This is a genomic window from Streptomyces sp. NBC_01142, assembly GCF_026341125.1.
Lineage (GTDB): Bacteria > Actinomycetota > Actinomycetes > Streptomycetales > Streptomycetaceae > Streptomyces.
Genome location: NZ_JAPEOR010000001.1, coordinates 1,831,935 through 1,847,170, shown reverse-complemented (window position 1 = coordinate 1,847,170; position 15,236 = coordinate 1,831,935). Strand labels below are relative to the sequence as shown.

Sequence of the window (15,236 nt, the reverse complement as noted above, 5' to 3'; positions counted from 1 at the left end):
AGGTGACCTTGATCACCTGGAGGGAAGGGGTCCAGGCACTCCCCGTACAGGAGCGCCGGTCGCAGGGTTCGCCTCAGGCCGTCGCCGGGCCGTCCGGGCGTGAGGGGTGACGCGGCACGATGCCGCGCGCGACCCCGAGGTCCACGAGGTCCTGGGGGCGCAGGCGGAGCTGGTCGGCGGTCGTGCGGGTGTCGTCCGGCGTGCGTTTGAGGATCGCGGCCGCGAGTTCGGGGGCGATGACGGAGAAGTAACTGTCCGGCGTGGCCCAGGTGTTGTGGGGCGCGGCGAACGCGAGCGCGCCGCCGGAGCCGCCCTCGCCGATGAGCAGGGTGGTGACCGGTACGCGGGCGGTGGCCACGGCAGTGAACAGGTCCGCGATGGCGGCGCCCGCGCCCGCGCGTTCCGCCTCGGCGTCGTTGGCGGCGCCCGGGGTGTCGACCAGAGTGAGTACGGGGACGCCGAGGCGGTCGGCGAGACGGATCAGCCGGGCCGCGGTGCGGTAGCCGGCCGGGAGGGTGGGAGTGCCGCACTGGGCGGCGTAGGCGATGGCCCGGCCTTCGCGCAGACCGAAGCCGCACCGTATGCCGGGATCCGTCCCGCCGCACCGGTCGCCGCGGATCGCCTCGCGGGTCTCGAAGTACGCGTCCAGATAGGCGTCGGCGCGGGGGCGCTCCGGTGAGCGTGCCTGGCGGACGGCGTCCCAGCCGGTGCCGGGGAGTTCGGTGCCGCCGAGGGCGGCGGGCGGCGGCGCGGGCTGCGGGGACCGGCCGGCCGGAGGTGCGAGGCGGCCGGCCGTGCCGGGGCCGGGCGCGCGACCGGTCGCCGGTGCGGCCGGGCCGGCAGCCGTCGGCGGCGCAGCGTCCTTGTCGGGCTCGGCCCCCGTCGCGTCGCCCGTCGGTGTCACGGATCCGCCCGTCAGCAGGGGCAGCCAGCGAGCGAGCGTGTCGCGCAGATCCTCCTCCGGTACCACGTCGTCGATCGCGCCCGCGGCCAGTTGCGCTTCCGCCGTGTACGCCCGAGGATCTGCGTCCGGTGGGCGGACTCGTGCGCCTGCGAAGCCGATCTGCGCTCCCGGCAGCGCCAGTATGACGTCCGCGCCGGCGCCCAGCGTGGCCCAGCCGCCGCCCGTCGTCGGGTCGCACACCACCGCGAGCTGCGGGAGTCCCGCCTCGCGGGTCAGCGCGGACTGGTGGGCCACACGCTGGAGTTGGACCAGTGCGCGCATCCCCTCCTGCATCCGGCTCCCGCCGGTCGCGATCAGCGAGACGACGGGCAGGCGGCGCTCCCGCGCATGGCTGTACGCCGCCTCGAGCCGGTCGCCGGTGCGCTCGCCCAGCGATCCGCCGAGGAAGCCGAACTCGAAGGAGATCAGCACCGCCTCGGTGGCCCCGATCAGGCCGGTCCCACAGACGACGGACTCGTCCTCGCCGGTGTGTTCCGCGGCGCGGCCGCGCGAAGCGTCGTACCCCTGCCAGACGATCGGCCCGTCGGGGGCGGACGTGCCCCGAGGGGTGGGCAGTTCGGTGAAGGCGGACGTCACCCGTGCGACTGCCTCGCGGGCGCTTCGCCGCTCATTCATGGAGTGCCCGCTTCATGATTTTGCCCATGTCGTTGCGGGGCAGGGCCTCCAGATAGCGCACCTCGCGCGGGCGCTTGTGCGGGGCGAGCTGCGCCGCCACATGGTCCGCCAACTCCTCGGCGGGCGGCGGATCCTGAGGCCGTGCCGGGACGATCCAGGCGACGATCCGCTCCCCCAGGTCCGCGTCCGGCTCCCCGGTCACCGCCGCTTCCCGTACGCCCGGATGGTCGAGCAGCGCATTCTCGATCTCACCCGCCCCGATCTTGTAGCCGCCGCTCTTGATGAGGTCGGTGGCCCTGCGTCCGACGATCCGGACATAGCCGTCGGCGTCGCGGCTCGCCAGGTCCCCCGTACGGAACCAGTCGCCGTCGAAGGCGGCCGCCGTCGCGTCGGGCCGGTTCAGATACTCCGTGAAGAGGTTCGGTCCCCGTACCTGGATCTCACCGATGCCGTCGCTCTCCTCGACCAGCCGCAGCTCAACTCCCCTGAGGGGGACCCCGACCGTCCCCGCTCGCGGCTCGCCGTCGGCGCGTACGGACGTGTTCATCAGCGTCTCCGTCATGCCGTACCGCTCGATGACCCGGCGGCCCGTCGCGGCCGCGATCCGCTCGTGGTCGCGCACGGGCAGCGCGGCGGAGCCGGAGACCAGCAGCCGCGCACCGGCCAGGGCCTTGGCCAGCTGTGGATCCCGGGCATCGCCGGTGAGCGCCTCGGCGATGCGGTGGTACATCGTCGGCACGCCGAAGAGCATGGTGGCGCCCGACGCCAGCTCGCGCGCCACCCCCTCCGTACTGAACCGCCCCAGATGCCGTACCGAGCCGCCGCGGCGCAGCGGGCCGAGGATGCCGAGGATCAGTCCATGGACATGGAAGAGGGGCAGCCCGTGGACGAGGATGTCGTCGGCGGTCCACTGCCAGGCGTCCGCGAGGGCGTCCAGGGTCGAGGTGATCGCGCGGCGCGGCAGGACGGCGCCTTTGGGCGGGCCCGTGGTGCCCGAGGTGTAGACGATCAGGGCGGGGGCCTCGGCGGACGGCTCGGGGGGCAGCGGCGCCGCACCTGCGCCCCGGACCTCGATGTCCGTGCGGGGCAGGGTCCTGAGCGCCGGTGGCAGTTCGGCGCCCGGTTCGGCGAGCACCAGCGAGGGGGTGCTGTCCGCGAGGATGTGCGCCAGTTCCCGCTCCCCGGTCTTCGGATTGAGAGGTACGGCGGGCACGCCGGCCAGCAGCGCGGCCACCACGCCCACCGCGGTCTCCAGGGTGGGGGTGGCCCAGACGGCGACCCGCTGCGCGGTGGAGATCTCGGCGGCCAGTGAGCCTGCCGCCGCGCCCAGTTCGGCGTGGCTCAGGGACCGGTCGCCGAAGCTGAGCGCCGGCCGCGGCGAACCCGCGGCGAGGGCCGGGAAGAGAGGGGACACGCGTCGCACTCCTTGCTGTAGTCGGGCCCTGGGTTCGGATCTGACCGTCTCACCGGCATACACCATCAGCTGCCGGAGCAAACGCTTCCGGCCGCCATCATGCCCCTGCGGGCCTTTCACCCTCCTGACGCCATTCCTCGGCACCCTTCCTCGGCGCTCTACACTGCGGCCGGGTGGAGGCAGGCCTCCCCCAGCGCTTGCGCGCGGCCCCGCGGAACGGCGCGCCCTTCCCCGGCGCCCGGGCGGGCGTCGTACGCGGCGGCAGGCCGGTCTCAGGGCCCCGGCGTGATGCCGCCCTGGAGGCGTTCCAGGTCCGAGGGGCGTACTTGGATCACGACGAGTGCGATCAGCGCGGCGATCAACGTGAAGATGGCGGCAACGACGAAGGCGGCGGAGACTCCGGAAGTCAGTACCTCGTCGCCCCAGGGTGGCGGGAGCTGTCCGGTGCGTCGGAAGCTCAGCCGCTCCTCCGGAGTGGCTGAGGCCAGGAAACTGAGGACCTGGTCCTCGGCCTCGTTGCGGCTGGCCGTGCCGAAGACGGTGACCAGGATGGACAGGCCCAGCGAACCGCCCACCTGCTGGGTGGTGTTGAGCAAGCCCGAGGCGGCGCCCGACTCGTGGGCGGGAACCCCGGAGACGGCCATCAGCGTCAGTGAGACGAACTGCATGCCCATGCCGAGGCTGAAGATGAGCATCGGCCCCAGGATGCTGCCCAGATACGTGGAGTGGATGTCGGTCAGCGTCAGCCAGGACAGTCCGGCCGCGGCGAGGATCGCTCCGGTCACCATGAACGGCTTCGGGCCGTACCTGGGCAGGAGTTGGGAGGTCAGTCCGGCGCCCACCGCGATGAGCGCGCTCACGGGCAGGAAGGCGAGGCCGGCCTGAAGGGGGCTGAAGTCCAGCACGTTCTGCACAAAGAGCGTGAGGAAGAAGAACATGCCGAAAATGGCGGCGGCGAGGTTCAGCATGATTCCGTACGTGCCCGCGCGGTTGCGGTCGGCGAACATGTGCAGCGGAGTGATCGGCTGCTTCGAGCGGCGCTCGATCATGATGAAGGTCGTGAGAAGCGCCACAGCCGCGCCGAAGGACGCCAGAGTGATCGGGTCCCGCCAGCCCTCCTGCGCAGCCCGGATGAAGCCATAGACCAGCGCGACCATGCCGAGGGTGGAGGTCAGCGCACCGAGCAGGTCGAAATTGCCCGGATGGCGCTCGGACTCCTTGATGTGACGGGGGGTCGCCAGAACGATGAGCAGGGCGATCGGCACATTGACGAAGAACACCCAGCGCCAGTCGAGCCATTCGACGAGCATGCCACCGGCCAGCAGGCCGATCGCGCCACCGCCCGCGGAGACCGCGGCGAACACACCGAACGCCCGGTTGCGGGCGGGTCCTTCGGTGAAGGTGGTGGTGATCAGGGCGAGCGCGGTCGGCGAGGCGATGGCTCCGCCGACACCCTGCAGGGCGCGCGCGGCGAGAAGTTGGCCGGAATCCTGGGACAGGCCACCGAGCAGGGAGGCGAGCGCGAAGAGCAGCACTCCGAAGACGAAGACCCTGCGCCGACCGAGAATGTCACCGGCGCGGCCGCCGAGGAGCAGCAGGCCGCCGAAGGTGAGCGTATAGGCGTTGACCACCCAGGACAGACTTGTGGTGGAGAAGTCCAGCGAGGTCTGGATGTGCGGCAGCGCGATGTTCACGATGGTGATGTCGAGGACCACCATCAACTGGCACGAGGCGATGACGAGAAGCGCTATCCCGTTGCCACCCATGCGCTTGTCCGAGGCGGCGGTCTGCGAGGTGGGTGTCGGCTGCGGCGTGGTCATGGCACATCGCGCCCTCTGGGGAGCCTCAGTAGACGGTTGCGTCCACTAGTCGACCGTAAACCCGGGGCGTGCCCGCCACCAGTCGATCAAGACCGGCCTCCGCCCGTCTCACCGATACACGTACGCAGGGCCGACGACAGGCGCTCCGGCCGGTCCCGCGCGATCACTGTGCAACTGTCCTCGACCGCCAACGGGCTTCCCTGAACGAGCAGTTCGACCGGCCGTCGGCCGTGCTGGCGCGGCATCATCCGGTCCTTACCTCGTCGTGGGGATGAGCGGGTCGCCGGGCTCAGGGCAGTACGGCCACCCCGTCCAGCTCGACCAGGGCCTGATCGTCCCAGAGGCGGACCACTCCGATCACCGCCATGGCGGGGTAGTCGCGGCCGGCCAGCCGGCGCCAGATCCGGCCCAGTTCGACCGCATGGGCGCGGTAGTCGGCGACATCGGTGGCATAGACGGTGACGCGGGCGAGGTCCTGCGGGGCGCCGTCCGCGGCCACGAGAGCGGTGAGGAGATTGGCGAGTGCCGTCTCGAACTGCTCGGGCAGTGTCTCCCCGACGAGCTTGCCGTCGGTGTCGAGCGCGGTCTGCCCGGCCAGGAAGACGATCCGTGAGCCGGAGGCGGTGACGGCGTGGGAGAAACCCGTGGGCGGCGAGAGCTCGGCCGGATTCTGGCGGTGCAGGGTCATGCGTACGGCTCCTTTGCGTCCTTTGCGTCCTTTGCGTACAGCTCCTTGGCGATGATCGTGCGCTGGACCTCGGTGGCGCCCTCGTAGATCCGGGGGGCGCGGACCTCGCGGTAGAGATGTTCCAGCACATGGCCGCGTTGAAGCGCGCGGGCGCCGTGCAGCTGAACGGCGGCGTCCACGACGTACTGGGCGGTCTCCGTGGCGAGCAGCTTGGCCATGGCCGACCGCTTCGGTACGTCTTCGGCACCTTCGTCGTACGCGGCGGCCGCCGCGTAGACGAGCAGCCGGGCGGCTTCGGTGCGGGTGGCCATCTCGGCGACCTGATGGGCGACCGACTGGAGATCCTTCAGGGGGCCGCCGAAGGCGGTGCGACGCGCCGTGTGCCCGAGAGCCGCGTCCAGGGCCGCCTGGGCCATCCCGACGGCGAACGCGCCGACGCTGGGCCGGAAGAGGTTCAGGGTGTTCATGGCGACCCGGAAGCCGCCGTCCGGGTCACCGAGGACATCGTCGCGGGTGACGGGGACGTCGTCGAAGTTCAGCGCGCCGATGGGGTGCGGGGAGAGCATCTCCAGCGCGGTCCCGGTCAGCCCCGGGCGGTCGGCGGGGACGAGGAACGCGGTGACACCGCGGGCGCCCGCACCCTCCGTCGTACGGGCGAAGACGGTGTAGAAGTCGGCCTCGGGGGCGTTGGAGATCCACCGCTTCTCGCCGCTGAGGCGCCAGCCGCCCCGGCCTTCTGCCCGGTCGGGCACGGCCTTGAGGGCCAGGGCAGCCGCGTCCGACCCGGCGTCGGGCTCGCTCAGCGCGAAGGCGGCGACGGCGCGCCCGGCGACCACCTCGGGGAGCCAGCGTTCCCGTTGCGCGGCGCTGCCCGCCTGGACCAGGGGGTAGCTGCCGAGGCCCTGGAGAGCGAGGGCGGTCTCGGCCTCCGTACATCCGTACGCCAGCGACTCGCGCAGCAGGCACAGCTCCAGCGCCCCGGCCCCGAACAGGCGCTCAAGGAGGCGGAGTTCACCGAGGGCGGCGACCAAGGGGCGGTTGACGCGGCCCGGTTCTCCCTTCTCCGCCAGCGGGCGCAGCCGCTCGGCTGCCAGGGTCCGCAGCTGCGCACACCAGGCGGTCTGTGCCGGTTCCAGTGAGAATACGGGCATTCGAGCCCCCACTTCGTGCGGCCGGGGGTCCGGGGCACCTCCTGGGAAAGCGAGGTATCGCGGACCGTTGACTGTCGTCACCTTCACGATACGCTCGATTCGCGACCCCACCACGAGAAGGGGGCGAACCATGGAGCTGACACCCTCGGCCCACCTCGACACCTTTGCGCGCGACCATCTGCCGCCTGCCGGGCAGTGGCCGGAACTCGTCTTCGACCTGCCCGAGCTGCACTATCCGCAGCGCCTGAACTGCGGGTCCGAGCTGCTGGACCGTACGATCGAGCGCTTCGGCGCGGACCGGCCCGTCTTCCGTACCGCGGGCGGGGAGGTGTGGACGTACGGAGAGCTCCGCGAACAGGCCGACCGGATCGCTCATGTCCTCACCTCCTGCCTCGGTGTGGTCCCCGGGAACCGTGTCCTGCTGCGCGGCCCGACGACCCCCTGGCTCGCGGCCTGCTGGCTGGGCGTGATGAGGGCGGGCGCGGTGGCCGTCACCGTTCTGGCCCAGCAGAGGGCCCGGGAACTCGCCACGGTGTGCGAGATGGCCGCCGTCAGCCACGCGCTGTGCGACATCCGCTCGGTCGACGATCTGGCGAAGGCCGAGGTGTCGGGGCTGCGCATCACGGCGTACGGCGGCGACTCCCCCGACGATCTGATCAGTCTGGCCGCCGCCGCGGCACCGGAGCCGTACACGCCCGTCCCGACCGCCGCCGACGATGTCGCGCTGATCGCCTTCACCTCGGGCACGACCGGCCGCCCCAAGGGGTGCATGCATTTCCACCGCGATGTGCTGGCCGTCGCGGACACCTTCTCCGCGCGGGTGCTGCGGCCGGAGCCCGATGATGTCTTCGCGGGCAGCCCCCCGCTGGGCTTCACCTTCGGGCTCGGTGGTCTGGTGATCTTCCCGATGCGGGCGGGGGCGTCTGCGCTGCTGCTCGAACAGGCGGGCCCGGCCCGGCTGTTGTCCGCGATCGCCGAGCACCGGGTGTCGGTCCTGTTCACCGCGCCGACCGCGTACCGGGTGATGCTGGACAACCTCGACGGCCACGACACCCGCTCGCTGCGGCGCTGCGTGTCGGCCGGTGAGAATCTGCCCGCCGCCACCTGGCAGGCCTGGCAGGAGCGGACCGGACTGCGCATCATCAACGGCATCGGCGCGACCGAGCTGCTGCACATCTTCATCTCGGCGGCGGACGAGTCGATCAGACCGGGCACCACCGGAATCCCGGTTCCGGGGTGGCACGCGCGCGTGGTCGACGCCGACGGCCGTCCGGTGGCGGACGGGGAGGAAGGGCTGCTGGCCGTGCGCGGCCCGGTGGGCTGCCGCTATCTGGCCGACCCTCGTCAGGCGGATTACGTCCACGACGGCTGGAATCTCACCGGCGACACGTACGTACGTGAACCGGACGGCTGGTTCCGCTACGTCGCCCGCGCCGACGACATGATCATTTCGGCCGGGTACAACATCGCCGGGCCCGAGGTCGAGGACGCCCTGCTGCACCACCCGGATGTGGCGGAGGCGGCGGTGGTCGGCCGTCCCGACGGCCTGCGGGGACAGATCGTCGTGGCGTACGTCGTGCTGCGCGCGGGAGTCCCGACCGGCGACGACACCGTCGCCGCACTCGCCGACTCGGTGAAGCGGAGGCTGACACCGTACAAATGCCCCCGCGAGTTCGTCTTCCTCGACGCGCTTCCGCGCACCCAGACCGGCAAGCTGCAACGCTTCCGCCTGCGGGCTCTAGAGTGATCACGTGGCCGAGCAGCACACCCCCCGATCCCTGATCGTCACTCTGTACGGCGCGTACGGACGCGAAAGGCCGGGACCCTTCCCCGTGGCCGAACTCATCCGCCTGCTGGCCGTTCTCGGCGTCGACGCGCCGTCCGTGCGCTCCTCGGTCTCCCGGCTCAAACGGCGGGGCCTGCTGACCCCCGAGCGCGCCCCGGACGGCGCCGCGGGCTACGCCCTGTCGGCCGACGCCCGCCAGCTGCTCGACGACGGCGACCGCCGAATCTACGCCCGGCCCTCGCCCCGGCTCTCCGACGGCTGGATGCTCGCCGTCTTCTCCGTACCGGAGGCCGAACGCCACAAGCGCCATCTGCTCCGCTCGCGCCTGGGGCGGCTCGGTTTCGGGTCCGCGGCGCCGGGGGTGTGGATCGCGCCGGCCCGGCTGTACGAGGAGACCCGGCACACGCTGCACCGCCTTCAGCTCGACGGGTACGTCGAGATGTTCCGCGGTGAGCATCTCGGCTTCGCGGCAACGGCGGAGGCGGTGGCACGCTGGTGGGACCTGGGGGCGATCGCCAAGCAGTACGAGGATTTCCTGGATCTGTACGAGCCGGTGCTGCGGGCGTGGGAGGCGCGCGGCGAGGTGCCCGCGCAGGACGCGTACCGGGACTATCTGCCGGTGCTGGACTCCTGGCGGCAGCTGCCGTACGCCGATCCGGGTCTGCCGGCCGAGCTGCTGCCACAGGGCTGGCCGGGCGGCCGCTCGGCGGACGTCTTCGCCCGGCTGCATGCACTGCTGCGGGACGCCGGGGCGGCGTTCGTGCAACCGTGACGGGCGGGGCTGCGTCGTTTCCGGGCATGAGCGCGTCGATTCCGGTCCGGGCATGAGTGCGTCGGTTCCGGGCATGAGCGCGTCGGTTCCGGGCATGGGTGAGAACCCCGAGCCGATGTGGCTGGTGGCGGCGAACGTGGTGCTGTGGCGGCGCTACGGCGACCTGGGGCAGGAGCTGCGGCCCGGCACCAAGGCGTACAAGGGCGGCTCGAAGGTCTACGTCGTGTCGACCTACGCGGGCATGGGCCACGAGCAGCTGACCACGGTCGGGCGCGGACGGCACACCGGCCGCTGGATCACCATCGACACGGGGACGCGGCATCTGCACACTTTCCGCGCCAAGCTCGTCCACACCCCCGCAGTACTGCGCCGGTACGTCGAGGCCGCCTACGGTCCGCCGATGACGCGGGAACAGGCCGAGGAACAGGCCGCGCTGCTGGAGCGGGTCGCGGCCGAGGGACGGCAGACGTACCACGCCGGGCCACATCCCGATCCGTGCCGGTGCCACACGTGCCTCACCCCAGAGTGAGCCTCGGTTTCGGGGCGTCCGTACGGCCGGTGGGCGGTTTGCGGCTGCCGGCCCGGTACGGGAGCGGCCAGGGCGCGCCCGGCCCCGTGTACTCCTGGTCGGCCGCCGCGTGCAGCGTCCAGTGGGGGTCGTAGAGATGGGGGCGGGCCAGCGCGCAGAGGTCGGCGCGGCCCGCCAGCAGGAGTGAGTTGACGTCGTCCCAGGACGAGATCGCGCCGACCGCGATGACCGGGACGGAGAGGGTGTTGCGGATCCGGTCGGCGTACGGGGTCTGGTACGAGCGGCCGTACTCGGGCTCCTCGTCGGGGACCACCTGTCCGGTGGAGACGTCGATCGCGTCGGCGCCGTGGGCGGCGAAGGCACGGGCGATCTCGACCGCGTCGTCGGCCGTCGTGCCGCCCTCAGCCCAGTCGGTGGCGGAGAGGCGGACGGTCATGGGCCGGTCGTCGGGCCAGGCCTCACGCATGGCGTCGAAGACTTCGAGGGGGAAGCGGAGGCGGTTGTCGAGACATCCGCCGTAGGAGTCGGTCCGTTGATTGGTGAGGGGCGAGAGGAAGCCGGAGAGCAAGTAGCCGTGGGCACAGTGGAGTTCGAGGAGGTCGAAGCCGCTGTCGGCGGCGCGCCGGGTCGCGGCGGCGAACTGCTCGCGAACGGTGGAGAGCCCGGCGCGGTCCAGCGCGTGCGGGATCTGGTTGACTCCGGGCCGGTACGGCAGCGGTGAGGCGGCCGAAAGGGGCCAGTTGCCGTCGGCCAGCGGCTCGTCGATGCCGTCCCACATGAGCCTGGTGGAGCCCTTGCGGCCGGAGTGGCCGAGCTGGACTCCGATGGCCGTGCCGGGCGCCCGTTCGTGGACGAAGTCGGTCACCCGGCGCCAGGCCGCGCCCTGTTCGGGTGTGTAGAGGCCGGTGCAGCCGGGAGTGATCCGTCCCTCGGCGCTCACACACACCATCTCGGTCATCACAAGGCCTGCTCCGCCCAGAGCCCGCGCACCGAGGTGCACGAGATGGAAGTCGCCCGGGACGCCGTCCTCGGCGCTGTACATGTCCATGGGGGAGACGACGACCCGGTTGCGCAGGGTGAGTCCGCGCAGCGTGAAAGGGGTGAACATCGGGGGTGTGCCGGGCGGGCAGCCGAAATCGCGCTCGACGGAGCCGGTGAAGGCCCGGTCACGCAGCCGCAGATTGTCGTGGGTGACGCGGCGGCTGCGGGTGAGCAGGTTGAAGGCGAACTGGCGGACCGGCTGGTCGAGATAGGTGCCCAGCTCCTCGAACCAGCGCAGGCTGGCGGCGGCCGCGCGCTGGGTGGACTCGACGACCGGGCGGCGCTCGGTCTCGTACGCGGCGAGGGCGGTGGGCAGGTCGGGCTGTTCCTCGATGCAGGCGGCGAGGGCGAGGGCGTCCTCGACGGCGAGCTTGGTGCCGGAGCCGATGGAGAAGTGGGCGGTGTGGGCCGCGTCGCCCAGGAGGACCGTGTTGCCGTGCGACCAGCGGTCGTTGACGACGGTACGGAAGGCTGTCCAGGCGGATCGGTGGGAGCGCAGCGGGCGGCCGCCGAGGGCGTCGGCGAAGATCTTGGCGCACTGGTCCGCGGACTGCTGCTCGTCGCAGGCGTCCAGACCCGTCGCCTGCCAGACCTCCTCGCGCATCTCGACGATGACCGTGCTGGCGTCGGCGGCATAAGGGTAGCCGTGGAGCTGCATCACGCCGTGCTCGGTCTCGGCGATCTCGAAGCGGAAGGCGTCGAAGGCGAAGTCGGCGGCCAGCCAGATGTAGCGGCACCGGTGGGTCGCGATGTGCGGCCCGAAGGCGTCGGCGTGTGCCTCGCGGGTGAGGCTGTGCACGCCGTCGGCGGCGATGACGAGGTCGTACGCCGGGGAGAGTTCGGCGGCGGGTGGGGCGGGGGTGCGGAAGCGGAGCCGTACGCCGAGGGAGTCGCAGCGCTCGTGCAGGATCTCCAGCAGCCTGCGCCGCCCGAGCGCCGCGAACCCGTGGCCGCCGGAGGTGAGAGTCCCCTCGCGGTGGACGATGTCGATGTCGTCCCATCGTACGAACTCGTCCTGGAGCGCCCGGTAGATGACAGGGTCGGCGTGCTCGATCCCGCCGAGGGTCTCGTCGGAGAGGACGACGCCGAAGCCGAAGGTGTCGTCGGGGGCGCCGCGTTCCCAGACGGTGATGTCGCGAGCGGGGTCGAGCCGTTTGAGGAGCGCGGCGGCGTACAGCCCACCCGGCCCGCCCCCGATGACGGCGACGCGGAGGGGGGTGCGCGGTATGTCGGGCGCGGTGCCGGGCCGCGGGGCGGGGGCGGGCTGCTCAGCGGGGGGCCGACGTGTCATGCCGCCTTCGGCGGGCTGTTCCCCGGCGGGACCGGCCGGATCCCCCGCGGGACCGGCCGGATTGTGCAGCCCCGCCGACGTCCGAGCCGCGGGGTCCGGGGCGGAGTCCCGCTTACCGGTGACGGCGGGCGGGCCCGGCCTGCGCGCCATCGTCAGCGCCCCTGCCACTTCGGCGGGCGCTTCTCGGTGAAGGCCGCGTGGAACTCCGCGTAGTCCTCGCCGTTCATCAGCAGCGCCTGCGTCGCCGCGTCCAGCTCGACCGCCGCGGCGAGCGGCATGTCCAGTTCGGCGGTGAGCAGCGCCTTGGTCTGCGCGTACGCCAGGGCCGGTCCCTCGGCCAGCCGGCGGGCCAGCTCTGCCGCCCGCGCATCCGCCTGGCCCTCGTCGGTCAGCTCGCTGAGCAGGCCGATCCGTTCGGCCTCGGGGGCTCGGACCGGTTCGCCGAGCATCAGCAGCCGGGTGGCGTGGCCGAGCCCGACGACCCGGGGCAGCAGATACGCCGCGCCCATGTCACCGCCCGAGAGCCCCACCTTGGTGAAGAGGAACGCGAAGCGGGCGGACGGGTCCGCGATACGGAAGTCCGCGGCGAGCGCGAGGACCGCGCCGGCCCCCGCCGCGATGCCGTGCACCGCGGCGATCACCGGGAAGGGGCATTCCCGCAGCGCCCGCACGACCTGGCCGGTCATCCGGTTGAAGTCGAGGAGCTGGGCGGTGTCCATCGCCAGCGTCGCGCCGATGATCTCGTCGACGTCGCCGCCGGAGCAGAACCCGCGGCCCTCGCCGCCGAGCACCAGCGCCCGCACGGACCGCTCCCGCGCCAGCTCGGCGAGCAGATCGCGCAGGTCGGCGTAGGCGCCGAAGGTGAGCGCGTTGAGTTTCTCGGGGCGGGCGAGGGTGACGGTCGCGACTCCGTCGTCCGTCGTGAGGCGCAGATGGCGCCAGTCCTCGGTACGTGGAGCGGAGCCGGAAAAGGGGCTCATGGAGTGTGACCTCCTTCAGCGGGCGGTCTGCTGCCTGCCTCTCGAAGCTATCACTTGTACGTGACTTCCGTCACGAGTACGCGATACGCGTATGTACTGCCTCCGCACCGGACCCGTCCCAGTTGTGGCACAGCTCCCACCCGGAACGGGCCCCGGGCCCTTGTCCAGCCCCTTGCGCTTCGTAAGGTTGCGAACAGGACGTCGCACCTCGAACGGAACTCTCCACCTTGCTCGAAACCTCCGGCCCTGCCTCGTGGCGCATCGCGCTGCCGCACAGTACGGCTGCTGTGCCCATCGCCCGCGCCCTGATCCGTACGGCGCTGGCGGAGATCGAGGTGTCCGCGGACAGCGACACGGCCGAGCTGCTCACGGCCGAGCTGGTCGCCAACGCCGTGGAGCACACCCGCGGCGGGTCCCCCATACAGCTGGTGGTGGAACTGCTGTCGACGGGGTGCCAGGTCGAGGTCCATGACTCCGACCCGGCCCCGCCCGGCGACCTGTCCCTGCCCGCGCCGGGATCCGAGCCCGATCCATGGCAGGAGCACGGCCGCGGGCTGCTGCTGCTCCGCGCACTGAGCTCGGAGTGCGGCCACCGGATGACCGCCGCGGGCAAGGCGGTCTGGTTCACGCTCCTGACGAGGAGCTGACCAGCTCGGAGTCGGACGGCTCGGCGTCGGACCGATCGGAACCGGACGCATGGGGGCCGGACGCATCGGGGCCCGCCGTGCCGGTACCCGCCAGGCGCGAGTGGCGGCGGCCGTACAGCGCGTACACCACCGCGCCGACCAGCAGAAACACCGCGAACTGGACCCACGTCGTCCAGCCCGTGCCCCAGATGAGATACAGACAGAAGATCACGCCCAGCACCGGGCTGAGCGGATACAGCGGCACCCGGAACTTGGTTTCCGTCCCCGGGTAGCGGCGGCGCAGCGCGATCACCGCGATATTGACGGTGGCCATGACGGCGAGCGTGCCGATGGTCGTCAGATTCATCACCACGTCGAGCGGGACGACGGCGGCCGGTATCGCGAAGACCGCGGCGACGATCCAGGTGTTGGCGACGGGCGTCGAGGTCTTCGCGGAGACGCGCCCGAAGACCCGCGGGATCAGACCGTCACGGGACATCGACATCAGGATGCGGGTCTGGCCGTACATCACGGCAAGGACGACGGAGGCGATGGCGACCACCGCGCCGAAGGCGATGACGCCGCCGCCGACGGTCGACTCGGTGACCTGGTTGACGATCAGCGAGAGGGCGGCCGGCTTGTCGGCGACATCGTCGGCGGACATCGCGCCGATCGCGGCGAGGGCGACCAGACCGTAGAGCAGCGTGACGATGCCGATGCAGATCATGATCGCGAGCGGGATGTTGCGCCGCGGGTTCTTGACCTCCTCACCCGCCGTCGTGATCGCGTCGAAGCCGATGTACGAGAAGAACGCGAGCGACGCGCCGGAGGTGACTCCCGCCAGGTGGTGCGGGGAGAACGGCGAGAGGTTGTCCGACGTGTACGCGGTGAAGGCGATGGCGCAGAAGAGGAACAGGATCGCGATCTTCACGATGGCCATGGCGGCGGTGGCGCGGGCGCTCTCACGGATGCCGCGCACCAGCAGCAGCGCGGCCAGGAGTATCACCACGACGGCGGGAATGTTGACGATGCCGCCGCCGCCGGGCGGGCCGGCGAGCGCGGTGGGCAGCTGCCAGCCGACGACGCTGTTCAGCAGTTCGTTGAGGTACTGGCCCCAGCCGACGGCGACCGCGGAGACGGATATGCCGTACTCCAGCAGCAGGCACCACCCGACGAGGAAGGCGACCCGTTCGCCGAGCGTGGCGTAGGCGAAGGAGTACGAACTGCCGGAGACCGGTATCGCGCTGCCCAGCTCGGCGAAGGAGAACGCGGTGAAGATGCAGGTGATCGCGGCCAGGACGAACGAGACGACAACGGCGGGACCGGCTTCGGAGACGCTGTCGGAGAGGCCGACGAAGATGCCCGTACCGACGATGGCGCCGACGCCGAAGCACACGAGCTGGAAGAGGCCCATCGTTCTCTTGAGGCCGTGGCCCTCGGTGTCCGCGCCGGAATCGGCGACTAGCTGGGCGGGGCTCTTGATGCGCATTCGGGGCCGTTCTCTTGTCTGGTCTCACGGGTCGGACACAAGAAAGTGGGGTCCGAGCGCGAGCCCGGAC

The 15,236-nt window shown here is 71.7% G+C and carries 12 protein-coding genes; 4 read left to right on the top strand and 8 right to left on the bottom strand.

What is annotated here, in order from left to right; all coding sequences use genetic code 11:
- Positions 1 to 73: 73 nt before the first annotated feature.
- The 5 genes from OG883_RS08525 to OG883_RS08505 form a co-directional block, all read right to left on the bottom strand.
- On the bottom strand, positions 74 to 1,579 hold the full coding sequence (locus OG883_RS08525; RefSeq protein WP_266537167.1) for a carboxyl transferase domain-containing protein: 1,506 nt from the start codon (positions 1,577 to 1,579) through the stop codon (positions 74 to 76).
- Positions 1,572 to 2,993: an acyl-CoA synthetase gene (locus tag OG883_RS08520; protein WP_266537165.1), complete on the bottom strand. Its 1,422-nt coding sequence runs from the start codon at positions 2,991 to 2,993 to the stop codon at positions 1,572 to 1,574. The genes OG883_RS08525 and OG883_RS08520 overlap by 8 nt, the downstream gene beginning before the upstream one ends.
- Positions 2,994 to 3,265: 272 nt before the next feature.
- Complete coding sequence (locus OG883_RS08515) at positions 3,266 to 4,813, bottom strand: MFS transporter (protein WP_266537162.1); 1,548 nt, start codon at positions 4,811 to 4,813, stop codon at positions 3,266 to 3,268.
- 289 nt (positions 4,814 to 5,102) lie between these two features.
- Positions 5,103 to 5,501 carry a RidA family protein gene (locus OG883_RS08510; protein WP_266537160.1) on the bottom strand — a complete coding sequence of 133 codons (399 nt, stop codon included), beginning with the start codon at positions 5,499 to 5,501 and terminating at the stop codon, positions 5,103 to 5,105.
- Positions 5,498 to 6,652: an acyl-CoA dehydrogenase family protein gene (locus OG883_RS08505; protein WP_266537157.1), complete on the bottom strand. Its 1,155-nt coding sequence runs from the start codon at positions 6,650 to 6,652 to the stop codon at positions 5,498 to 5,500. The genes OG883_RS08510 and OG883_RS08505 overlap by 4 nt, the downstream gene beginning before the upstream one ends.
- Before the next feature lie 130 nt (positions 6,653 to 6,782).
- Here OG883_RS08505 and OG883_RS08500 point away from each other — a divergent pair, with 130 nt between their 5' ends.
- From OG883_RS08500 to OG883_RS08490, 3 genes are all read left to right on the top strand, one after another.
- Positions 6,783 to 8,399, top strand: a complete 1,617-nt coding sequence (locus OG883_RS08500; RefSeq protein WP_266537154.1) for an AMP-binding protein — start codon at positions 6,783 to 6,785, stop codon at positions 8,397 to 8,399.
- Positions 8,400 to 8,403: 4 nt separating this feature from the next.
- Positions 8,404 to 9,210 (top strand): PaaX family transcriptional regulator C-terminal domain-containing protein, encoded by an 807-nt coding sequence (locus tag OG883_RS08495; protein WP_266537151.1) that lies wholly within the window; start codon positions 8,404 to 8,406, stop codon positions 9,208 to 9,210.
- Positions 9,211 to 9,283: 73 nt separating this feature from the next.
- On the top strand, positions 9,284 to 9,739 hold the full coding sequence (locus OG883_RS08490; protein ID WP_266537149.1) for a hypothetical protein: 456 nt from the start codon (positions 9,284 to 9,286) through the stop codon (positions 9,737 to 9,739).
- Here OG883_RS08490 and OG883_RS08485 read toward each other — a convergent pair.
- Entirely contained in the window at positions 9,726 to 12,071 is a 2,346-nt protein-coding gene (locus OG883_RS08485; RefSeq protein WP_266537146.1) for a bifunctional salicylyl-CoA 5-hydroxylase/oxidoreductase, read from the bottom strand. The two genes, OG883_RS08490 and OG883_RS08485, sit on opposite strands and share 14 nt — an antisense overlap.
- Positions 12,072 to 12,223: 152 nt before the next feature.
- Positions 12,224 to 13,051: an enoyl-CoA hydratase family protein gene (locus OG883_RS08480; RefSeq protein WP_266537143.1), complete on the bottom strand. Its 828-nt coding sequence runs from the start codon at positions 13,049 to 13,051 to the stop codon at positions 12,224 to 12,226.
- Between the two features lie 227 nt (positions 13,052 to 13,278).
- Here OG883_RS08480 and OG883_RS08475 point away from each other — a divergent pair, with 227 nt between their 5' ends.
- Complete coding sequence (locus OG883_RS08475; protein WP_266537140.1) at positions 13,279 to 13,698, top strand: ATP-binding protein; 420 nt, start codon at positions 13,279 to 13,281, stop codon at positions 13,696 to 13,698.
- Here OG883_RS08475 and OG883_RS08470 read toward each other — a convergent pair.
- Positions 13,676 to 15,166 (bottom strand): amino acid permease, encoded by a 1,491-nt coding sequence (locus OG883_RS08470; protein ID WP_266537137.1) that lies wholly within the window; start codon positions 15,164 to 15,166, stop codon positions 13,676 to 13,678. The genes OG883_RS08475 and OG883_RS08470 overlap by 23 nt on opposite strands.
- Between the last annotated feature and the right edge of the window lie 70 nt (positions 15,167 to 15,236).